The organism is Bradyrhizobium sp. Pa8 (assembly GCF_052588265.1).
Map to the genome: position 1 here is coordinate 7535995 of NZ_CP176767.1, position 20965 is coordinate 7556959.

At 64.3% G+C, this 20965-nt stretch carries 16 protein-coding genes; 4 read left to right on the top strand and 12 right to left on the bottom strand.

Features of this window, described 5'->3' with window-relative positions; all coding sequences use genetic code 11:
- Positions 1–9: 9 nt before the first annotated feature.
- Positions 10–366: a hypothetical protein gene (locus ACKWRH_RS35790; protein WP_445217364.1), complete on the bottom strand. Its 357-nt coding sequence runs from the start codon at positions 364–366 to the stop codon at positions 10–12.
- A gap of 184 nt (positions 367–550) precedes the next feature.
- Between ACKWRH_RS35790 and ACKWRH_RS35795 the strand changes: the two genes are divergently transcribed.
- Positions 551–775 (top strand): hypothetical protein, encoded by a 225-nt coding sequence (locus ACKWRH_RS35795; RefSeq protein ID WP_041953164.1) that lies wholly within the window; start codon positions 551–553, stop codon positions 773–775.
- A 280-nt stretch (positions 776–1055) separates the two neighbouring features.
- Here ACKWRH_RS35795 and ACKWRH_RS35800 read toward each other — a convergent pair whose 3' ends face one another.
- Positions 1056–1712, bottom strand: a complete 657-nt coding sequence (locus tag ACKWRH_RS35800; protein ID WP_445217365.1) for a glutathione S-transferase family protein — start codon at positions 1710–1712, stop codon at positions 1056–1058.
- 169 nt (positions 1713–1881) lie between these two features.
- On the opposite strand from ACKWRH_RS35800, the gene ACKWRH_RS35805 reads away from it, so the two are divergent.
- Positions 1882–3105, top strand: coding sequence for a polyhydroxyalkanoate depolymerase (locus ACKWRH_RS35805; protein WP_445222535.1), 1224 nt, complete (start codon positions 1882–1884; stop codon positions 3103–3105).
- 42 nt (positions 3106–3147) lie between these two features.
- Here the strand turns inward: ACKWRH_RS35805 and ACKWRH_RS35810 are convergent, their stop codons facing one another.
- From ACKWRH_RS35810 to ACKWRH_RS35850, 9 genes are all read right to left on the bottom strand, one after another.
- Complete coding sequence (locus ACKWRH_RS35810; RefSeq protein WP_445217366.1) at positions 3148–6477, bottom strand: adenylate/guanylate cyclase domain-containing protein; 3330 nt, start codon at positions 6475–6477, stop codon at positions 3148–3150.
- 309 nt (positions 6478–6786) lie between these two features.
- Positions 6787–7302 carry a hypothetical protein gene (locus tag ACKWRH_RS35815; protein WP_445217367.1) on the bottom strand — a complete coding sequence of 172 codons (516 nt, stop codon included), beginning with the start codon at positions 7300–7302 and terminating at the stop codon, positions 6787–6789.
- A gap of 678 nt (positions 7303–7980) precedes the next feature.
- Positions 7981–8904 carry a helix-turn-helix domain-containing protein gene (locus ACKWRH_RS35820; protein WP_445217368.1) on the bottom strand — a complete coding sequence of 308 codons (924 nt, stop codon included), beginning with the start codon at positions 8902–8904 and terminating at the stop codon, positions 7981–7983.
- A gap of 272 nt (positions 8905–9176) precedes the next feature.
- Positions 9177–11045: an ABC transporter ATP-binding protein gene (locus ACKWRH_RS35825; protein WP_445217369.1), complete on the bottom strand. Its 1869-nt coding sequence runs from the start codon at positions 11043–11045 to the stop codon at positions 9177–9179.
- Positions 11046–11054: 9 nt separating this feature from the next.
- Positions 11055–11981: a 2-hydroxyacid dehydrogenase gene (locus tag ACKWRH_RS35830; RefSeq protein ID WP_445217370.1), complete on the bottom strand. Its 927-nt coding sequence runs from the start codon at positions 11979–11981 to the stop codon at positions 11055–11057.
- Between the two features lie 13 nt (positions 11982–11994).
- A complete protein-coding gene (locus ACKWRH_RS35835) occupies positions 11995–13323 on the bottom strand; it encodes an NAD(P)/FAD-dependent oxidoreductase (RefSeq protein WP_445217371.1) in 1329 nt (442 codons plus the stop codon).
- Between the two features lie 54 nt (positions 13324–13377).
- Positions 13378–14253 (bottom strand): ABC transporter permease, encoded by an 876-nt coding sequence (locus ACKWRH_RS35840; protein ID WP_445217372.1) that lies wholly within the window; start codon positions 14251–14253, stop codon positions 13378–13380.
- 2 nt (positions 14254–14255) lie between these two features.
- The gene (locus ACKWRH_RS35845; RefSeq protein ID WP_445217373.1) at positions 14256–15206 is read right to left on the bottom strand and encodes an ABC transporter permease; all 951 of its coding nucleotides are present in this window, start codon (positions 15204–15206) and stop codon (positions 14256–14258) included.
- Between the two features lie 27 nt (positions 15207–15233).
- Positions 15234–16922: a peptide ABC transporter substrate-binding protein gene (locus ACKWRH_RS35850; protein ID WP_445217374.1), complete on the bottom strand. Its 1689-nt coding sequence runs from the start codon at positions 16920–16922 to the stop codon at positions 15234–15236.
- 217 nt (positions 16923–17139) lie between these two features.
- Here ACKWRH_RS35850 and ACKWRH_RS35855 point away from each other — a divergent pair, with 217 nt between their 5' ends.
- Together ACKWRH_RS35855 and ACKWRH_RS35860 are read left to right on the top strand one after the other, a co-directional pair.
- Positions 17140–17772: a cupin domain-containing protein gene (locus ACKWRH_RS35855; RefSeq protein ID WP_445217375.1), complete on the top strand. Its 633-nt coding sequence runs from the start codon at positions 17140–17142 to the stop codon at positions 17770–17772.
- A gap of 134 nt (positions 17773–17906) precedes the next feature.
- Positions 17907–19763 carry an ATP-binding protein gene (locus ACKWRH_RS35860; protein WP_445217376.1) on the top strand — a complete coding sequence of 619 codons (1857 nt, stop codon included), beginning with the start codon at positions 17907–17909 and terminating at the stop codon, positions 19761–19763.
- Between the two features lie 11 nt (positions 19764–19774).
- On the opposite strand, the gene ACKWRH_RS35865 is transcribed toward ACKWRH_RS35860, so the two are convergent.
- Entirely contained in the window at positions 19775–20800 is a 1026-nt protein-coding gene (locus tag ACKWRH_RS35865) for an AraC family transcriptional regulator (protein WP_445217377.1), read from the bottom strand.
- Positions 20801–20965 lie beyond the last annotated feature (165 nt).

The following is a 20965-nucleotide window of genomic DNA, read 5'->3' on the forward strand; positions in this document are numbered from 1 at the left end:
CCGCGCCGGCTATTTCGCCGCGTCCTTCGGTGGCGGCGCGTCCTGCTTCTTCTTCAGATCTTCGGCGATCTTCACCTGCACAGCCTGGAGATCGCCCAGCGTCTTCTGCAGGCCGGCCACAGTCGTCTTCAGCGCGTCGATCTGGCGGTTGGCGGCATCGAGCTTCTGCTGATGATCGAGCGTCAGCTTGGTGATCGTCTTCTGCAGGAAGTCGATGTTGCTCTGGAGGCAGCTCGTGCGCCGCTCCATGGTCTTCTCGACGGTGCAGATCTCGATGCCGGGCACGTCTTGCGCGCGGACCGGCGCAATCGCCAGCGTGGCGAGCAACAACATCGCGAAACAAACGCCGGCGCCTCGAAGCAGCATACAGGTTCCTCGTCCAAATCAATCACGGCAATGTGCGCTTTTTGCGCGCCGACGCCGGAGGCTACCACACTCGTACCGCATTCTCGCGTTGAGCTTGGCTTGTTCCCTTGGACGGGGAGCGGTGAACCGTGCGCGGAAGAAGTGGGCGCTCTTTCCGCGACTTTGATTAGGGGAGATTTTTGGAATGGCAACGCGCGATAGACGTCTGGCGGAATTCGATGGCGCCGGAGAACCGCCCCCGGGCCTGCCGGTCGAAGTGCTGTGCGAGGACCATAGCGGAACGTATCAGCTGCCGTTCGCCTGCCGCTATGTCGAGGGCCGCTGGCAGAACGACGCGGCTGGCGTCCCGGTGGAAGCCACCGTCATCGGCTGGCGCGTGCCGCGCGCCAAGCACTCGGGCTTCGCCTGACGAGCGGCGTCTGTCTCAAAATGCAACGGGGCCGCGCTCTGCCTTAACTAACGGAACGCGGCCCGAACGAATCACGTCCGAATCAGCCGAAACGCCGTGTACGCGGCTGTTCACGGCTAGATGTCGCAACAAGCCCGCACGCGTATACAATATCTGCGCAGCATGTGGGCCGGCCCGAGCCGGCCGCGGGTGCTAAAAGTTAACGGCTTCAATGACATGGCGGTCGGATGCAGCGACCTGGGCCTCGCTCCCAAAACAGGCAGGCGGGCGCCAGGCCTGCCTAATATTCGACCTCGAGCTCCTCGATCTCGGCCGGCTCATCCTTGGCCGCCGCGATCCATTCCTTCATCTCGGGCATGGCCATGATGGTATCGGCATAGGCCTTCAGCAGCGGCTCGAGCTTGACATCATAGGTCACGAAGCGCGTCACCACGGGGGCATACATCGCATCCGCCATGGTGCGCCTCGCGCCGAACAGAAAGGGACCGCCGGACTTCTCCAGGCAGTCGCGCCAGATGGACCAGACGCGGTCGATATCGGCCTGCGCGCGCGACCAGATCTTGAAGCCGGGGAAGTGCCCCTTCAGATTGACCGGCAGCGAAGCGCGTAGCGTTGTGAAGCCGGAATGGATTTCGCCGCAGATCGAGCGGCAATGCGCCCGCTGGACGCGGTCATCGGGCAACAGACCGGCATCCGGCATCGCCTCGTTGAGATATTCGGCGATCGCCAGCGTATCCCAGACCACGGCGCCCTCGTGGCGCAGGCAAGGCACCAGGATCGACGACGACAGCAGCAGGATTTCAGCGCGCGCCGACGCGTCGTCCGGCGCGGTGACGATCTCCTCGAAATCGAGCCCGGAAAATTTCGTCAGCAGCCAGCCGCGCAGCGACCAGGACGAATAGTTCTTGCTGCTGATGGTCAGTGTCGCCTTCGCCATATGGCCCATTCCCTACGCCTGTGACTTGCACCCCGCCCGGCCCACGGGAGTGCTCATGACCTGTGCTTCCCGCCAAAAGAGGAGCAAGCGATGTGCCAGTTTCGAGGGCGGTGTGGCTCCCGTTTGGCTTCGATATTGCATGACAGCCCAGGAAGGTGGGCGTTTCAGTATGATGTCGATGTATTATCAGGCCTTTCAGAACCATATGGACCTCACCGCGCCGTGGCGGGCGGGAGCTTCGTCCGCGCTCAGATTCCTCAATCTGGTGCCGCAGGGCCTATCGGATCAGGTCGTCGGCCGGCTCTCGGCCGCGCTGGAGCTGATCTCGCGCTCCACCCTCACCTATCACCGTCCGGCCTACGGCATCGACAGCGTGATGGTGGGCAACCGTGAGGTCGGCGTCACCGAGGAGGTCGCCTACGCGACGCCGTTCGGCTCGCTGCTGCACTTCAGGAAGGACGGCGCGCCGGAGCAGCCGCGCATGCTGCTGGTGGCGCCGATGTCGGGCCATTTCGCCACGCTGCTGCGCGGCACCGTGAAAACGCTGCTGCAGGATCACGACGTCTACATCACCGACTGGCACAATCCGCGCGACATTCCCCGCCGCGAAGGCCGCTTCGGGCTCGACGATTACACCGATCATCTCATCGACTTCCTCGGCCAATTGGGCCCGCGTCCGCATATGGTCGCAATCTGCCAGCCCTCGGTCTCGGCCCTCGCGGCCGCCGCGGTCATGTGCGAGGGCAACCACCCCTCGCGGCCTGCGACGCTGACGCTGATGGCAGGCCCGATCGACACGCGCATCCAGCCGACCAGGGTCAACGAGTTCGCCAAGAGCAGGCCGATCGACTGGTTCGAGCAGAACCTGATCAACTACGTGCCGGTGCAATGCCGCGGCGCGCTCCGCAAGGTCTATCCCGGCTTCGTGCAGCTCACGGCGTTCGTCTCGATGAATCTCGAGCGCCACATCAAGCAGCACATGGATCTCGCCAACCATATCGCCAAGGGCGAGAAGGAGAAGGCCGCGAGCATCAAGACCTTCTACGACGAATATTTCGCCGTGATGGACCTGCCGGCCGAGTTCTACATCGAGACCGTACGTGACGTGTTCCAGGAGCACCTGTTGCCGCAAGGCAAGTTGATGCACCGTGGCCGCCCCGTGAACACCAAGGCCGTCAGCCGCATGGGACTGATGACGGTTGAGGGCGAGAAGGACGACATCTGCTCGATCGGCCAGACGCTCGCCGCGCAAGATCTCTGCACCGGTGTGCGCGCCTATCGCCGCGTCCACCACATGCAGGCCGGCGTCGGCCATTACGGCGTGTTCTCGGGCAAGCGGTGGAACAACGAGATCTATCCGCTGCTGCGGGATTTCGTGCACGTGAATTCGTGACTGTCATTCCCTGCCCCCGGACTGGGGGAAAGCGGCACGTGCCTAATGCACTTGCTCGAGCAGCTCTTTCGCTTCCACGACTTCAGAAAGATTTAGCTCCACATCGAATTCGGCCAGCACGGGAGCGAGCACTTCGGATACCCCGCCTGCTCGGCCATTTCTCTTGTGCAGGCGTGCAAGTCCAAGGGCGCTGCGCAGCTCGAAAGTCTTCGTCTGCTGGTGTCGTGCGATCTCAAGCGCTCGCTTGAGGGAAGCTTCGGCACCGGATTCGTCCGAAGGATCACGACGCGACAAAAGCTCGCCGCGGGCGCGATGCAGCTCGGCATCAAGCCAATGCTGGCCGGATTGCCCGGACCATGCGATCAATTCGCTCAAGATTTCCAGCCCGGTTTCGAGTTGGCCCGACTCTGCGTTCGCCACGGCGACATGCATCCCCCAAAACGGCTCACAGAGATAGCAGTCATTCTCGTGCAGCAAGGTCCAGCCGCGACGCATTTCCGTCAGTCCGGTCATTTGGTCGCCGGCACGCCACTTGGCGAGGCCATTCAGGTAGGTGCCGGCGGCCACATACAACGGCATCGTGTGGTCGCGCGCGAGACCGAGCGCCAGGATCGTCTCCGTTTGCTGCAACATGCCTCCGCATAGTCCGTCGAACACGGCGCGATGAACCAGCGCGTTGGCCTGGGACAGCGCCCGTTTTTCTCCCGAAGCACCCACCGCTTCGGCGGCGAGGCGGCGTGCGCGCGCGATCTTGCCAAGCGGCCAAAGCACCAGGGCAAGAAACCTCATGATCACGAACGGGAGATCCAGTGCCGAAGCCCTGAACGTCGCGGGATCCGGCTCGGCAGCATAGATCTCGAGTGCCTGCTCGAGACGCATCCTCGCGTTCAAGTAGTCACCGCCGAACCAGCAGGTAACCCCGCCCGTCCAATGTGCAACGACGGCGGCCACCGGTGAGTCCGGTCGTCGGTCAGCGGCGCTCCTGATGGCATCCGCCAGCTCCCGCATCGGAGCGAGTTCGCCGTGGGTCAGGCAAGCATTGAAGAGACCCGAATGGACCGGCGCGAGTTCAACGGGATCATCGGTGTCGGCAGCGAACTGTCGAGCACGCGTCCATGCGGCAACCGTTTCGGGAGCGCTGTGGCCGAGGCTGCCTCGCAATGCACGGCCGTATGCGATTTGAAGATGTAGCCTGCTCATCATCCGGCGGGGATCATCCGGCACCTCATCGGCGGACGCAATCGCCTTGCCGAGATGCGCGATCGCCTCGGAATAGGCCGAGCGCTTCAGCGCTTGCTGGCCCGCCTTGCGCCACCATTCGAGGGCGATCTCGCTCAGCCCCGCCTCAGTGAAGTGGTGTGCCAGAACTTCCGGCTCAGTCTCGGCGACGACTGGAAACTTCTCGCGCAGCACATCGCCGATGCGCTTGTGAAGCACCTGCCGTTTGCTCTTGAGCAGGCCTTCATAGGCCGCTTCCTGAACGAGAGCGTGCCTGAAGCTATAGTTTGCGTCGGGCGGTGTCCCGCGACGCACCAGCAGTTCCGCCTCTTCGAGTTGCCCCAGCGCAGCGCTCAGCGTCAGATCATCGCGTCCTGTCACATATCTTAGCAGCGCGTATGAAAAGTCGCGGCCGATGGCGGCGCCTATCTGCGCCACCTCCTTGACGGGAGCCAGCCGGTCGAGCCGCGCCATCAGCGAATCCTGCAGCGTCGCGGGAATAGCGAGCGGCGGGAGCGGACTATCGAGGCGGTAGCGTCCGGAATCTTCGACGAGCAGTCCGGACTCCAGCACCATCTTGGTCAGCTCCTCGACGAATAGCGGGATGCCGTCCGTCTTGTCGATGATCTGCTCCATCATCTCGCGCGGCAGCTGGCGGCCAACGGTCACCTGCTCGACCAGCGCACGCGTGTCCTGCCGGTCGAGCCGGTCGAGCCGCAACAGGCTGACGTTAGCGAGGCCCGACCAGGAGGGCTCGAACTCTGGCCGGGATGTCATGAGCATGAGTATCGGCAGTCCCCTGATCCGGTCGACCCCGAGATCGAACAGTTCAAGTGTCGTGGCATCGGCCCAATGCATATCCTCGCAGATCACCAGCAGGGGTTGCTCTCGCGCCAACCCCTCGAGCTGATCGAGAAGCGAGGCAAATGTCTGTCGCCGCTGCTGCGCCGGGCTCAAACCAAGCGGCGGGTAATGGTCGCCGGTTGGAATCGAAAGGAGAGCCGCAATGAGCGGTGTCGCCCGGGCGACCTGGTGCGTTCCAAGCGCCAGCATTGCCTCAAGCTTGTCGAGCTTTTGCTCCGGCGTCTCGTGCGAGCGGATACCGGCTGCGCGCTCCAACTGCGCGACAAAGGGATGAAGCGCGCTGTTGGTGTGGTAGGGCGAACACTGATATCGCACCCGGCGGTGCGTCCCCAACGCGGGGTTTTCGGACAGCGTTGCGACGATGCGCGACTTGCCGATGCCTGCTTCGCCGGAGATCAACACCATCTGGCCCTGCCCCTGCCATGCCAACCGCTGGCGCGAGAGCGTGAATTCGATCTCCTCCTTGCGACCGACAAAGCCGATCGAACGCGCCGCGCGGACCGCCTCGAAGCGGCTTTCCGATGCGGCCGCCCCCTCGACCGCCCAGACAGCGATGGGTTCGGCTATCCCCTTGACCTCGCGGCGGCCGAGATTGCGAAAAGTGAAGAGATCGCCAAGCAGCCGGCGCGTCGAGGAGGCGACGACGACCACTCCCGGTTCCGCCAGGCTCTGAAGCCTGGCAGCAAGGTTTGGTGTATCGCCGACCGTTGCGTGCTCCTCCGACGCATCGCCGCTGATGAGGTCGCCGACCACCACAAGCCCGGTCGCGATAGCGATCCGCAGTTCAACCCGTTCGGTGGCGCCCGTTTTGAGCCGCCCGACCGCAGCGATGGTGTCGAGGCCCGCTCGCACGGCGCGCTCCGCATCGTCCTCGTGGGCGCGAGGATAGCCGAAATAGACCAGTATTCCGTCACCGACAAACCTGGCGATCCTGCCGTCATAAGCAGCGATGACGCTCGCACAAGCGGCGCGGTAGGCCCGGATCACTTCCCACATATCCTCGGGATCGAGACGCGCGGAGAGCGCAGTCGAGCCGACCAGATCGCAAAACATAACGGTGAGGTGACGCCGCTCGGCGTCGTGATGAGGAGCCGGCGATGCGATCAACGCGGCTGGATCGAGGTCGGCAATCGCACGCAGCATTTTACGGCGATGGCCGAGCAGGACTCCGAGCTTGTCGAAGTCTTCGTCCATCAGTTCGGGAAGGACGCCCATGTCGATGCCATTTTGGGCAAAACGCTCTGCGTATTGTCCAAGCCCCAGCTTCTCGAGCCACTCCGCGATCTGCATTGGCTCCACCGATCGTGTGGTTGGCAATTAGCAGAATTTTGGACCACGGCGCGGGGACAATATCCCAACGCTACCATGATGGCACGTCTTGTTTGTTGCGCGATAACTTAGGTTGCTCGGTACCGATGCCGCTTCCAAGCAAGGACATTGCTCGATGCAAACGGCGGCGCTACTAAAAATCGTCTGCACGCAGCGTTGAACGACAGAAGTTGCGATGAGCCGTCAACCACTCGCCTTCAGATCTGACGTCAGCACTGGCACTGGTGCCCACATCACGACGCCAAGCAGACGTTTTTCCGTGAGCACACTTCATTCCTCGTTCTTGGGCACTTCGTAGTTGCGCGCCATCGTTCCCGCCGCAACTTGAAGCGAAGACCCAACGACCCAACAGCCGGCGAGAAAGGCTATCAGCCCATTGGGCAGGCTTTGATCAAGGACAAGGATACTGACGGACAGAGTTGCTGCAATCGCCGCGCCGAACGTCCCGGTCGCACTCATGATCTCAGCAACCTCAGAGCCGTTGTATTCTTCCGAGGTGCTCGAAATCGACTTCCGAGCGACAGACCGGGACAAATCAATTCCAACATAATAGCTGAGAGCTCCGTAGAGCATCGTGAGCAGCACGATCCAGCCGCTTTCAAAAAGCCCGCCTTTCTGACGCAACAGGGTCGCACCCACATAGAGGCCGCAAGAGGCCCCAACGGCTGCGAGCCCAATTCTTTCGAGGAGATGGGCCGACTTGATAAGACTGGAACGGGCGATCCCAAGATTACCGGCGTACCTCGTTAGGGAAAATGCGCTGGAAACTGCGTTGCCTATCTTCATTGGGGGCTCCTTAGTAAGTAGCAGCCTACCGGCCGACCCCGATTAGAGGCTGCGTGGACGCATTTCGCGATGCCCTTGATTCCAATTTCCAAAAGATTTGGCTGAGTGATGGGGCTGGCTTGCTCGTAACCGAGACGAGAGCCAATCCAAAGCTGCGAGCACGCGGCTTCGCAGGCATTGCATCTCACCCGTGTCTGTCAGTCAGCGCCGGGTGCGGCAATTTCTTGGGGGAGAGTTAGCTCGAAAAGAGAGTGATGGACTATGAGACTGTTCACATACTCCTGTGCCCTTTCGCTCCATCCAGTCACGATTTCAGGAGGACTAAGTTTGCATCGTTGCATAGTCGGGAGCGCAGAAGCGCGAACTGACTGGCGCCGTGAGTTCGCAAGCAGTCCCGCGTTTAGCCACGTCAGATCCATTCGCGTCGGGTAGGCCGCGGCGCGCCGCAAAAATCTCGTCAGGCGGATAGCAGATGCCGCCGCGCGAAATCCTCGTGCAGGAAATCGGCGGACTTCGCCCTGGCTTCGTCCTCCCTCAGCGTGATGTCGCCGCCTGCTGAAGGAATGGCCGGGATGCTTGCCTTGAAGCGCAGCGCCTCACGAATTCACGGGCACGAAGCAGGCGATCTCACCGGCGAAGCGGCCCTGATTTGGATTCTGATTTTGACGTGAAAACGCTCTACGCGTCCTGCCCGCCATGGGTTTCGCGGCGCCATGCGCCCGGACTGACGCCGACCATCTGCGTGAACACCCGCGTGAAATGGCTTTGATTGGCAAATCCGGCCGAGATCGCAATCTCGGACAACGGCAGGTTGCGGACGGTCATCAGCTGCGTGGCCGCCTTCACGCGCTGGCGCAGCAGCCATTGATGCGGCGGCAGGCCGGTCGAGATCCGGAATGCACGTGAAAAGTGGCTGACCGAAAGGCCGAGCTCGGTCGCGATCTGCTCCAGCGCGACCTTGCCTGAGAGATCGGATTCGAGCCGGTCGCAGGCGCGCTTCATCTGCCATGGCGCGAGGCCGCCGCGGTTAGGCTCGGCGACAGGCTTCAGCCCGCCATAGGTCTGGGCGACGTGGGCGGTGAGCGCGAGCATCATGTGATCAACGAAAAGTTGGTTGGTCTCGTCAGGTCGACGCAGTGCTTCCTGCAAGCTGGCACCGATATGACGGATGACCCCGTCGTCATGGCCCACACCGGGCTCGTAGCTGAGCTCGCCAATGCGCGGCGCGCCGGGTTGCCTCGCCATGTCGTGAAGGGCCGGGCGCGGCAAATAGAAGAAGAGTGAGTGAAACGGCTTGTCGATCACATAGCGCGGATCGCGCTTGAGGTCGTACAGATAGGTCGCGCCCGCACGAATATCCTCCCTGGTGACGTAGCGGCCTTCCTCCCAACATTCGCAGGCGGGATAGTCGCGAAGCTTCAGGCTGACAAGGTAAGCATCCTCCGCCGGCAGCGAGCCCGAAAGCTCGGGCGTCGGCTTGTCATTGCGGACTTCGGTGACCGCGACCTCCGCGCTGCGCAGCGAGCGCGTAATCAGAACCGGAGCTTCCTTCACGTGAAGGCCCCGCCCGAGCCTCTGCCCGTAGACGCCTGCTTGTGTCATTTCAATATTCCATCCGTGAAAGGCACGTCTGCGTCGGCCTTTCCGAGTCGATGCATTATCGGAGATCGACGGCCGACGGTCCAGCTTCGCCGGATTAACATATAGATTGTGGCAGGCGGTCGCACTCCGTCGCAACGAGGTGAATTCATTGTGATTTCAGCACGATTTCACAGGCTTGGCATCGCGAAGGACAACACCGTTAACGTGTGCGGCAGATCATGGCACGATATTATCGTGCGTTCTCGAAAGCATTCGCGGCGCGCCTTCGCGCGCTAGGCCGACCATTCCTCGCCCCAGACCTGGACGACGTGGCCGGGCGAGACTTCGCGATACTGCCGGACCGGCGGCTGATAATCCGGTGCGCGCACCGGGCTTCTGATCTCGTCGTTCGAGGTCTCGCGCTTCGTGCCGCGGCGCGATGGATCGGGCACCGGCACCGCGGCCATCAGCTTCTTCGTATAGGGATGCTGCGGATTGCCGAACAAGGCTGCGCGCGAGCCGGTCTCAACGATCTCGCCGAGATACATCACCGCGACGCGATGGCTCATGCGCTCGACCACCGCGATATCGTGGGAAATGAAGAGATAGGCAAGGCCCATGCTGGCCTGGAGGTCGAGCATCAGGTTGACGACTTGGGCCTTGACCGAGACGTCGAGGGCGGAGACCGCTTCGTCCGCAACGATCAGCTTCGGCCCGAGCGCTAGCGCGCGCGCGATGCAGATGCGCTGGCGCTGGCCGCCGGAGAATTCGTGCGGAAAGCGCGCGGCCATATCCGCGGTCAGGCCGACGCGCACGAGCAGATCGGCGACCTTGTCTCGTGCCTGCGAAGCCGTGGCGAGCCCATTGGCGAGCAGCGGCGCGGCAATCGCCGTCCCCACCGACATGCGCGGATTGAGACTCGCGAACGGATCCTGGAATACGATCTGCATCTGCTTGCGGAAGTCGCGCAAGGTACGGGCGTTCATGGCGAGGACGTCCTGGCCGTCGATCAGCACAGTGCCGATGTCCGGCTCCGTCAGCTTGAGGATGGAGCGGCCTGTCGTGGACTTGCCGCAACCGGACTCGCCGACCAGCGCCAGCGTCTCGCCGGCTCGCAGGGTAAAAGAGATGTTCTCGACCGCGTGGACGCGGCCCGAAACCTTGCCGAACAAGCCGGAGCGGATCGGAAAGCGTGTGGTGAGGTTGGAGACTTCGAGCAGCGGCCGCTCGGCCATCGAGACCGTGTCGGGCGTCTCCGCCGGATCGTCCGAGGTGCCCGTCACCTTGTCGACGATCGGAAAACGCATCGGCCGCGTCCGCCCGCCCATCGAGCCGAGACGCGGCACGGCCGCGAGCAGCGCGCTCGTATAGGGATGCGAGGGTGCTGCGAAGATGCGCGCGGTCGCATCGGTCTCGACCGCCTGCCCGCCGTACATCACCACGGTCCGGTCCGCGATCTCGGCGACCACGCCCATGTCGTGGGTGATGAAGAGGATCGACATCCCCTCCTCCTGCTGGAGCTCCTTCAGGAGCTCCAGGATCTGCGCCTGGATGGTGACGTCGAGTGCCGTCGTCGGCTCGTCGGCGATCAACAGCTTCGGCTTGCAGGCGAGCGCCATCGCGATCATCACGCGCTGGCGCATGCCACCGGAGAAACGATGCGGATGCTCGTGGAAGCGTGAGGCCGCCGCAGGAATGCGGACACGATCGAGCAGACGGATGGTTTCGGCCTCCGCCGCCGCGCGCGACAGGCCGCGATGCTGGATCAGCGCCTCGGCGATCTGGAAGCCGATGGTGAGCACGGGATTGAGGCTCGTCATCGGCTCCTGGAAGATCATGGCGACATCGTTGCCACGAACATCCGTCATGCTCGCTTCGGACAACGTCAACAGATCGCGGCCCGCGAGCGTGACGCGCCCCTCGACCCGGCCGCTCTCCTTCGGAATGAGCCGCATGATGGAAAGCGCGGTGACGCTCTTGCCCGAACCGGACTCGCCGACGATCGCCACGGTTTCTTTGGCCGCGATATCGAACGACACGTCGCGGACGACGGGGATCCATTGCCGCTCGCGCAGAAAGGACGTGGTCAGGCCCGCGACCGAAAGCACGGGCGCCTGCGCTTCGGCAACGATTGGATCAGGCCTGCTTGCGCCGATGCTCATGCGATTGCCCTAATAGCCGCGACTACGATCGACGCGCCCCGGCAGATCTTCGCCGCGGCGGTGGCGTGCGATGACGTCGAGCACGAAATCGACGGCCGTATCAGGCGTCGTCATGCTGGCATTGTGCGGCGTCAGCAGGATGCGCGGATGGCTCCAGAACGGATGGCCCGCCGGCAGCGGCTCGGGCTCGGCGACGTCGAGCACCGCACCGGACAGCGCGCCGCTGTCGAGCGCCGCGAGAAAATCGGTTTCGACGAGATGCGGGCCACGCCCAACATTGACCAGCCCTGCTCCGCGCGGCAGGCGCGCGAACAGATCGGCGTTGAGGATGCCGCGGGTCTCGTCGGTCAGCGGCAGCAGGCAGACGAGAATGTCGACCTGCGCGAGGAAGTCCGGCAAGGCGTCCACGCCGGCGTAACAGGTGACGCCTTCAATCTCGCGCGGCGAACGATTCCAGCCGAGGAGCGGAAAGTCGAACTTCTTGAGCCGGTCGAGCACGGCCTGGCCGAGCTGGCCTAGCCCCATCACGCCGACACGCCGCCGCCTTGCCGGCGTGATCCGGATCTCGCGCCAGACCTGTTCTTTCTGCTGGCCGATGAAATGCAGGAGATCGCGATGCAGGGCGAGCACGGCCATCGTAACGTATTCCACCATGGTCTCGGCAATGCCGGGCTCCAGCATGCGGACGAGCGGAATGTGCGCCGGAACTTTTGTGGCATCGAACTGATCCACGCCCGCGCCGACCGAAAAGACCAGCTCGAGATTGGGAAAGGTCGTCGCGATGCTATCAGGCGGCACCCACGCCACCAGGTAGCGCACTTCGGCGGGATCGCCGATGTCGGGCCAGAGCCGGAACGGCACATCGGGCGCGCGCTCCGCGAAGAAGCGTGCCCATTCCGCGCCGCGAACCATGTTGGCCTTGTAGAGAACCGTCATGCAACCAGCACTCTCAGAACGGGCTGACCGGCGCGAGCCGCCGGCCGTCGATCATGCGCTTGTGGCTGTATGCCGCGGGATCGACCAGCGGCGTCGCGCCGGTCACGATGTCGGCGGCGAGCTTGCCGGCCGCAGGACCGATGCCAAAGCCGTGGCCGGAGAAGCCGGTCGCGAGGAAGAAGCCGGGCAAGGCATCGACCGGCGAGATCACGGGAATGGTGTCCGGCGTGCAGTCGATCGTGCCGCCCCAGGCCTCCGCGATCTCGATGTCCTTCAATTCGGGGTTCGACTTGATCAGCGAAGCCAGCGCCGCGTTGACCAGCGACATGTCAGGTGCCGGATCGCGCACACGCTCGGTTTCGAACGGCGACGGCTTGTCCAAACTCCAGCTCGTGCCGCGCACGATCTGGTCGAAGAACGATTTGCCGAACGACAGTTTCAGCCCGTTCTTGCGATGCAGGTAGGTCGGCCAGAATGTGCGCGCGTAGCGGAACAGGTCTGGCGACAGTTCGACCGTGCCCCGGTTGCGCAGCGCCAGTGTAAAACCGCCGTCGAGACGGCGGCGGATACAGTAGAAGTCGGTGCCGAGCGCGCCGGACGTGATCTCCGGTCCCGGCGTGGTTCGGCATGCGGTGGCGTTGACGAGACCGATCGGCAGCTCGATGCCGTGACGGCGGCAGAACAGCGACGACCACGCCCCGCCCGACAGCAGCACGGACTGGGTGCGAATGGCGCCCTTCTCGGTGACGACGGCGCTGACCCGTCCGCCCTGCGTTTCGAGCCCGCGTGCAGCGCAGCCCTGATGGATGGTCACGCCGTGCTTGCGTGCGGCGGTGGCGAGCGCCGGCACGGCCATCGACGGCTCGGCGCGCCCGTCGCTCGGCGTGTGCAGGCCACCGACCCATTTCTCGGAATTGCCCGGCAGGCGCTCGGCGACTTCCGCCGGTGTCAGGACGGTCGAGTGGACCTGCATCTCGCGCGCCGTTGCGGCCCATCGCTCCCAACTGGCCAGCTCGTCCTTGCTCTTGGTCAGGAACAGCACGCCGGTGCGGCGGAAGCCGGCATCGACACCGGCGTCGTTCTGCATGTCCTCCCAGAGCCGGAGCGCCTCGCGGGCCAGCGGGATCTCCTCACGGGCGCGGCCCTGCTGGCGGCACCAGCCCCAATTGCGGCTCGACTGCTCGCCGCCAACATGGCCTTTCTCGACGAGGGCGACGGAGAGACCCTTCTTCGCCAGATGGTAGGCCGCGGACACGCCGATGACGCCGCCGCCGATGACGACGACGTCCGCCTGCGCCGGCAGGCGTTCGTCGCTGTTTATACGGGTGAGCGGCGGGGACATGGGACACTCCAGCTATTCAGTTCGATCGAAGCAAGTCGGCTCGGGGCAGGCTCGTCATGGGATGTTCATTCGCGGGTCGAGTGCATCGCGCAGGCCATCGCCGAGGAAATTGAAGCTCGTCACCGCCAGCGTGATGGCGACGCCCGGCGCGATCGCGAGCCACGGCGCGCTGGTTAGATAGATCTGCGCGTTGTTGAGCATGTTGCCCCAGCTCGCGGCCGGCGGCTGGATGCCGTAGCCGAGATAGCTGACATAGGATTCGAGCAGGATCGCCTTGGCGACGTTCAGCGTCGCCGCCACCACGATCGGCGCGATCGCGTTGGGCACGAGCTCGCGGAACATGATCCGCAGGTTCGACGAGCCGAAGGCGAGCGCGGCGACCGCGAATTCGCGCTCGCGCAGCGAACGCACCTGGGCCTCGACGACGCGGGCGACGCTCATCCAGGCGGTCGCCGCGATCAGCACCGTCGTGGTGATCAGGCCAGGTTCGGTGAGGGCAGCCAGCGCAAGCAGGAGGAAGATCGTCGGAAAGCACAGCACGGCGTCGACCAGCCGCATCAGGACCGCGCCGACCACGCCGCCATAGAAGCCGGCGAAGGCGCCGACGGCGATTCCGACCGCCATCGCGATCACCATCGCGACGATGCCGATCGAGAGCGAGATCCGCCCGCCCATCATCAACCGCGCCAGCACGTCGCGGCCAAGCTCGTCGGTGCCGAGGATGTGCGCGCCCGACAACGGCGGCGCGAACCGCTTCATGATGTCGATATAGGTGTCGTCGAACGGCAGCAGATAAGGACCCAACACCGAGCCGAGGACGAGCACCAGAATGATGACGGCACCGGCGAGCGCAAGCCGGTGCCGGCGGAAGCGCCGCCATGCGGCCTGGCCGGGCGCGAGCTGAACGGTCGAGAGGGTCGCAGCCGTCATCCCTAGCCCACCCGGATGCGCGGATCGACGACGGCATAGAGAATGTCGGCGAGCAGCGAGCCGATCAGCACCATGGTCGCCGAGAACATCAGGATGCCCATCACCACGGGATAGTCGCGGTAGCCGATGGAATCGAGGAACAGCCGGCCCATGCCGGGCCAGGTGAACACGGTCTCGGCGACCAGCGCACCGCCGAGCAGCGTCGGAAACTGGAGGCCGGCCACCGTGATCATCGGCAGCAGCGCGTTGCGCAGCGCGTGCACGGTGAGGATGCGCCATTCCGGCATGCCCTTGGCGCGCGCGGTGCGGATGTAGTCCTGGTTGATCACCTCGAGCATGGAGGAGCGCATGAAGCGGCCCCACATCGCGGTCTCGACCAGCGCCAGCACCAGCGCCGGCGCAATCAGATGATGCAGCAGGTCGAGGAAGGAGCCATCGCCGACGGTTTGGCGATTGCCGGCCGGCAGCCAGCCGAGCTTCACCGAGAACACATAGATGGTGACGAGGCCGAACCAGAAGGTCGGGATCGACAGCGCGATCATGGCGCCGACGGTCGCCAGCGTATCGAACAGCGAATAGCGGCGCAGCGCGCCCAGCACGCCGATCCAGCAGCCGAGCAAAACCGCGATGATCGTCGCCGTCGCCATCAGCTCCAGCGTGGCGCCGAGATGGGAGGAGATCACCGACAGCACCGCCTCGCCGTCGCGATAGGACTTGCCCCAATCACCTCTCAGCATGCGGCCGAACCAGTCGAGATACTGGATCGGCAACGGGCGATCGAGGCCGAGCTGCTTGGTGACGCGGTCGAGGTCCTCCTGCGTCATCTGCGCGGACGCAGCGAACTGCGACAGCGGACCGCCGGGTGCCAGATGCAGGATGGCAAACCCGATCGCGGAGACGATCACCAGCAGCATGATCGCCTGCGCCAGGCGGTTGACGACGTAACGGGCCATCTCAGGCGATCCCGCGAGCCTGAGACATCAGGCCCAGTACCATTCGCGGATGTTCCAGCAATTGATCGAGGTGTTGATGTTGGGACGGAAGCCTTGCAGCCCCTCCTTCACGCCTTCGGCGATAAAACCCTGGAACAGCGGCAGGATGGCGAGGTCGTTGCGGATCAGCTTTTGCAGATCGCCATAGGTCGTCTTGCGCTGGGCGAGATCGAACTGTCTGGCGCCCTCGGCGAGCAGACGATCGGCCTCGGCGCTGTTGTACTGATAGGTGTTGAAGCCGCGGCCACCCTTCGCGGGAATGGCGCCGGAGCCGAAGCGCGGCGTCACGTCGGGGTCGCTGCCGAGCATGAAGTTCACGGACACCAGCACCGAATTGAACTTCGACTGCTGCCAGAAATCGCCCCAGATCACGGCGGCGGGCATGTTGTTGACGCGCATCGCAGCACCGATCGCGCGCCAGTCCTGCATCAGGAGCTGCTGGGTCTGCTCGCGCACCGCATTGCCTGACGTGGTCGAGTTAGTGAATTCGAGCTTGACCCCACCCTTCTCGCGAATGCCACCGGAGCCGCGAGTCCATCCGGCCGCGTCGAGCAGCGCGTTGGCCTTGGCCGGATCGTATTTGTGCTGCGGCAGGCCCTGCTGGAACGACCAGGCCTGTTGCGGCACGAAGCTCTCGGTCTGCGTCGGCAGGCCGTAGTTCAGCGCATCGATGATCGCCTGCTTGTTGATGGCAAGGTAAAGCGCCTCGCGCACCGCGCGATCGGCGAAGGGGCCGAATTCGAGGTTGGGCGCGACGTGCTCCACCGACGACGTCGCGGAGACGAAGATCTTGCGGCCCTTCAGCGTCTTCGCCTCCTGCACGAAGTTCGGCAAGATGCCTTGCAGGCCGGTGTAGTCGACCTGCCCCGTGCGGAATTGGGTGTAGAGGACGGTGAGATCGGGAATGTATTTGAAGACCACGCGTTCGACGTAAGGTCCTTTGCCGTGATAGCCGGCGTGGGCATTCAATTGAATGTGGTCGCCGGGCACGCGCTCGCCCCAGCGGAACGGCCCGGTGCCGACGGGCGCATTGTGGAACGGCGAGGCGTTCGGATCCGACAGCTTCTCCAGGATGTGCTTTGGCACGATGAAGGTGAGCGACAGGATCGACATGTAGGGCGAATAGGGAGCCTCCATCCGCCAGTGGATCTCGTCGGGCGCGACGACCTTGATGTCCTTGACGAGGTTGTGCCCGACGCGATTGCGGACGCGGAAGTCGGGATTGTTGATCAGCTCGAGCGAGAACTTCACGTCCTCGGCCGTGAACGGCGTGCCGTCGTGCCACTTCACGTCGCTGCGCAGCTTGATCTTCCAGGTCAGGCCGTCGGCCGACAGGCCGCCATTCTCGACGGTCGGGACTTCGCGCGCGAGGTCGGGAACGAACTTGCCGTCGGGTTCGATGAACCAGAGCGGCGAGAACACCTGCCACCAGATGCCCTGATCGACCTCGATGCCCGGCATCAGGGGATGGAAGACGGTCGGCTCCTGCGACAGCGCCGCGATCACCTGCCCGCGCGGCTTGTCCGGCGGATTGGTCGGGCGTTCCGTTTGCGCGAACGCGTTGCCTGCAAGCGTCCACCCCGCCGCGGCGCCCGCGCCGAGCTGGAAGAATTGTCGGCGATTCGGAATGCCAACATGCAGTCCGCCCACGCCGAACTTGCCGGTGTCATCTGCCATGACCAGTCTCCGTTCCCGCACGCGGCACCTCTCCCGCGCCCCGAGACCCCGGCAAAGGGACAGGAGTGGGCTTTAGTGCTTCTAAATTTTTCAGTCAAAAGTTCATCATGACTAAATACAGCTGTCAATCACATTGCTAGGATGCGCGACCTTTTCACTCCGACTGAAGCCCAGGTCCGATGCGGTCCGGGGCTGAGATGATGCATAGGAGAGCGACATGGATGGTCGCGGCGATACCAACGGTCCGAAGGACGCCCCGGCGATCGAGGCCGACGATGCGGTCGACCAGCGACTCGGCGAAACCGTGCGGCTGCTGCGGCAGCGCGCCGGCCTCTCGATCCAGGACGTCGCCACCAAGACCGGGCTCTCCAACGGTATGATCAGCCAGCTCGAACGCGCACGCGCCATGCCGTCGATCCGGACGCTGCGCCTGCTCAGCATCGCACTCGACGTTCCCATCTCCTACTTCTTCGAGACCACCGATCCCGCCGACGTGCAGCGCTACATCGTGCGTAAGAACAGCCGGCGCCTGCTGCGGCTCACCGCCAGCGGCGTCGTCAAGGAAGCGCTGACGCCGGCAGACAAGGGCCAGCTCGAACTCTACGAGCTCACGCTCAACCCCGGCGCCTCGTCCGGCACCGACTTCTTGCAGCACACCGGCGAGAAGGCCGGCTACATTCTGTCCGGCAGCCTGCGGCTGTGGCTCGACAACCAGGCTCATCTGCTCGAGGCCGGCGACAGTTTCCGCTTTCCGAGCATCGTGCCGCACATGTTCGACAACCCGACCCAGCAGGCCGCGCGTGTGATCTGGGTCACGACGCTGCGCCAGACCGATTCGCCGGCAGGTTGAGCGCGAGGAACGCCGGGGCCCCACCGGAAATTGCCCCTCGACGCAGGCTCGCGGAGCCTGTAGCTGACGTGAAGCCGGAGCAATCTACAGCGCGAACGCGAGGGTCCCGCGATTGACGTCGTTGGTGTGAGACCATGAAACTCAGACCGCTTCTGACACTCGCGATGGCCGCGCAGGTCGCCGTGACCGCCGCGGCCCTCCTCGCCTCCTATGCCGCGACCGGGACCTGGTTCGGCTTTGCCCAGGCCGTCGCTTTGCTGGCGAGCGGCGCCGTTGCGGTCCTGCTCGCACGGCTGTGCACGCGCGCGATCGAAACGGCACAGGACAAACGCGCCGCCGCGCAACTGGCCGAGCAGGCCCAAGCCAGCGCACAGATGACCCAGGCCGTCATCAAGACCGCGCTCGACGCCTTCGTTCAGACCGACGCGAACGGCATCGTCCTGGAGTGGAGTGTCCAGGCCGAGGCCCTGACCGGATGGACGCGCAAGGAGGCGCTCGGGGCCGACGTCGTCAACCTCCTCATCGCCGAGCCGCTCCGCGACGGCTTCAGGCAACGCATGATGCGGCTTTTGCCGGAACTGTCGGATACGCCGATCGGCATCCGGTTCGAAGCGACGCTGCTGCACCGGAACGGCGACCAGATCCTGATCGAGGCGTCGAGCACGGCACTCCAGCTCGGCGGGCGCACAATCATCAACAATTTCGTCAAGGACGTCACCCAGAAGCGCGCGGCCGAGGAGCAACTGATCCAGGCCCAGAAGATGGAGGCGGTCGGCCAGCTCACCGGCGGGATCGCGCACGAATTCAACAACATGCTCACCGTGATCACGGGCACGATCGAGATCCTCGCCGACGCCGTAAAGGACAACCCGCCGCTTGCGACCATCACCAAGCTGATCAGCGAGGCGGCCGATCGCGGCGCCGCTCTGACGTCGAGCCTGTTGTCCTTTGCCCGCAAGCAGGCGCTCCAGCCGGCCGAGATCGACGTCAACGAATTGCTCGAAGAGGTCGCCAAGCTGCTGCTGGCGACCTTCGACAAGAAGATCGAGATCATATCCAGGCCTGACCGCAACGTCTGGCTGGCTTTCGCCGACCGCGGCCAACTGAGCGCGGCGCTGCTCAACCTCGCGATCAACGCCCGCGACGCGATGCTGGATGGCGGCAAGCTCACGCTGACGACGCGCAGGGTGGTCTTCGGCGTGCGCGAGGCCGTCGCGGTGGGCGCCGGCTACGCCGGCGACTATGTCGAGATCGAGATCGCCGATACCGGCACGGGTATTCCGCAAGCCATTCTCGAACGCATCTTCGATCCGTTCTTCTCGACCAAGGATGTCGGCAAGGGCACCGGGCTCGGTCTCAGCATGGTGTTCGGTTTCGTCAAGCAGTCCGGCGGCGGCATCAAGGTCACGTCCGAAGAAGGCCGCGGCACGATTTTCACGATCTACCTGCCGAAGGCCGAGACCAGCACGCTCCGTCCAGCCGGCTATGACGAGCGCAAGGTGGTGGGCGGCACGGAAACCATCCTTTGCGTCGAGGATGATCGCGACGTCCGCCAATATGTCACCGTCCAGCTCGAAAGCCTCGGCTACAAGGTCATCTCCGCCGCCAACGCGACCGAAGCGCTCGCCATCGTGGCCGAAGGCACGCCGTTCGATCTGCTCTTCACCGACATCGTGATGGCCGGCGGCGTCAACGGACGCGAGCTTGCCGAGCAGATGGTGGCTGCGCGGCCCTCGCTGCGGGTGCTGTTCACGTCGGGATATGCCTACGATTCGCTGCACGCGCAGGGACGCGCCACCATGGGCGCGCCGCTGCTGGCAAAGCCGTACCGAAAAGCCGAGCTCGCGCGCATGCTGCGCCGCTCCCTCGATACCGCCGTCGACGCCGCGGGCGATCCGATCCCGACGCCCTACTCGGTGCAGGCGGATGTCGAGGGCTTCTTGCGCAGGCAGGCGGCTGAAGACAACGGCACGACGCGATCGAGAAAATAGATGTCCGCCGCCTAGCTCATCCTTCGCCGCAACGTTGCCGACGGCGTCTCGCCGAATTTTTCACGGTAGGCGCCCGCCATGCGGCCGAGATGGGTGAAGCCGAGATCGAAGGCGATCTCGGTGATGGAGACATCCGGCGAAGCCTGCGCGAGCCGGACGTGCAGACCAGCGAGGCGCATGTCGAGGAGCATCTCCGAGATCGACACGCCGAAGTGGCGGCGGAAGCCGAGCTGGAGCGCACGGACGCCGATCCCGGACGCGCAGGCGAGCTGCGCGAGGTCGAGCGGCTCACTGGCATTTTCCGCAAGATGGTCCCGCGCGGCGCGGAGTGCACGCGGCAGACGCTCGGCTTGCCCCGAGAATCTCCTGATGGCATCCGACAGGTCATGGCGCTGGCCATTGAGGAGATGATCGAGCAGCACCTCGCGCCAATCGGCCATTGCGACCGGTGAAAGCCTGCCGCGCGGTCCGAGACGCTCGGCGAGCCGCATCAGCTCGGCAAGGCTGGTCCGCAAGGCCCGCCCCGCCGGTGCGTCCAGATCGATCGCCGCATCAAACTCGACTGGGCCGGCCGCCCTGCCCGACAGCGACGCAGCGCGTTGCTCGACCATGCGACGGTCGAGCAGCAGGATCGCCTGGGCACAGTCGCTCCACATCATCCGGGTCGGAATGGTCGGCGACAGCAGCGACGCCGTCCGGCCCGGCGCGGCATCGATTTCGCTGACGCCGGCACGAATGCGGGCGGTGCCGGTGAGCGGGACCTGCACCAGGAAGAAGCGCTCGAGGCAGCCGGGATCGATGCTCACCGACCCGCCATAGGCGACATAGTTGATGGAGAAGCCGTCGAACGCCGCGCAATTGTGCCGGGCGGAGAAGCCGGGCCCGCGCGGCCGTACCGGCTCGAGATCATGGGGGCAGAAGATGCGTCCGATCTGCTCCGCCGCTTCGTCGACATCGTCCGTGGTGACGCGGGCGAAGTCCGCAAGCCGTTCGGCTTCGGACCGCCACGTGCTCATTTCCAGCTCGGCTGCGGACATCGTCGACCACGCTTCGGGTCACGGAGTTGCTTTAAGCCTATAATAGTTCCCGGGACGCGAAAAGAGCCGCGTCGCAAAATCGTCGTGCTGCATGGCAACAGCCGCATCCGGATTCGTTTAGCGGATAGACAGCGACCGTCGACGGGCCGAAGCTCCATCCTCGCC

What these genes read in the sequence shown, in the direction of transcription:
- ACKWRH_RS35790 (WP_445217364.1), bottom strand. Translation starts at nt 366, where the DNA reads ATGCTGCTTCGAGGCGCCGGCGTTTGTTTCGCGATGTTGTTGCTCGCC.
- ACKWRH_RS35825 (WP_445217369.1), bottom strand. Translation starts at nt 11,045, where the DNA reads ATGAGCATCGGCGCAAGCAGGCCTGATCCAATCGTTGCCGAAGCGCAG.
- ACKWRH_RS35810 (WP_445217366.1), bottom strand. Translation starts at nt 6,477, where the DNA reads ATGCAGATCGCGGAGTGGCTCGAGAAGCTGGGGCTTGGACAATACGCA.
- ACKWRH_RS35820 (WP_445217368.1), bottom strand. Translation starts at nt 8,904, where the DNA reads ATGACACAAGCAGGCGTCTACGGGCAGAGGCTCGGGCGGGGCCTTCAC.
- ACKWRH_RS35840 (WP_445217372.1), bottom strand. Translation starts at nt 14,253, where the DNA reads ATGACGGCTGCGACCCTCTCGACCGTTCAGCTCGCGCCCGGCCAGGCC.
- ACKWRH_RS35830 (WP_445217370.1), bottom strand. Translation starts at nt 11,981, where the DNA reads ATGACGGTTCTCTACAAGGCCAACATGGTTCGCGGCGCGGAATGGGCA.
- ACKWRH_RS35795 (WP_041953164.1), top strand. Translation starts at nt 551, where the DNA reads ATGGCAACGCGCGATAGACGTCTGGCGGAATTCGATGGCGCCGGAGAA.
- ACKWRH_RS35850 (WP_445217374.1), bottom strand. Translation starts at nt 16,922, where the DNA reads ATGGCAGATGACACCGGCAAGTTCGGCGTGGGCGGACTGCATGTTGGC.
- ACKWRH_RS35805 (WP_445222535.1), top strand. Translation starts at nt 1,882, where the DNA reads ATGATGTCGATGTATTATCAGGCCTTTCAGAACCATATGGACCTCACC.
- ACKWRH_RS35845 (WP_445217373.1), bottom strand. Translation starts at nt 15,206, where the DNA reads ATGGCCCGTTACGTCGTCAACCGCCTGGCGCAGGCGATCATGCTGCTG.
- ACKWRH_RS35865 (WP_445217377.1), bottom strand. Translation starts at nt 20,800, where the DNA reads ATGTCCGCAGCCGAGCTGGAAATGAGCACGTGGCGGTCCGAAGCCGAA.
- ACKWRH_RS35855 (WP_445217375.1), top strand. Translation starts at nt 17,140, where the DNA reads ATGGATGGTCGCGGCGATACCAACGGTCCGAAGGACGCCCCGGCGATC.
- ACKWRH_RS35835 (WP_445217371.1), bottom strand. Translation starts at nt 13,323, where the DNA reads ATGTCCCCGCCGCTCACCCGTATAAACAGCGACGAACGCCTGCCGGCG.
- ACKWRH_RS35800 (WP_445217365.1), bottom strand. Translation starts at nt 1,712, where the DNA reads ATGGCGAAGGCGACACTGACCATCAGCAGCAAGAACTATTCGTCCTGG.
- ACKWRH_RS35860 (WP_445217376.1), top strand. Translation starts at nt 17,907, where the DNA reads ATGAAACTCAGACCGCTTCTGACACTCGCGATGGCCGCGCAGGTCGCC.
- ACKWRH_RS35815 (WP_445217367.1), bottom strand. Translation starts at nt 7,302, where the DNA reads ATGAAGATAGGCAACGCAGTTTCCAGCGCATTTTCCCTAACGAGGTAC.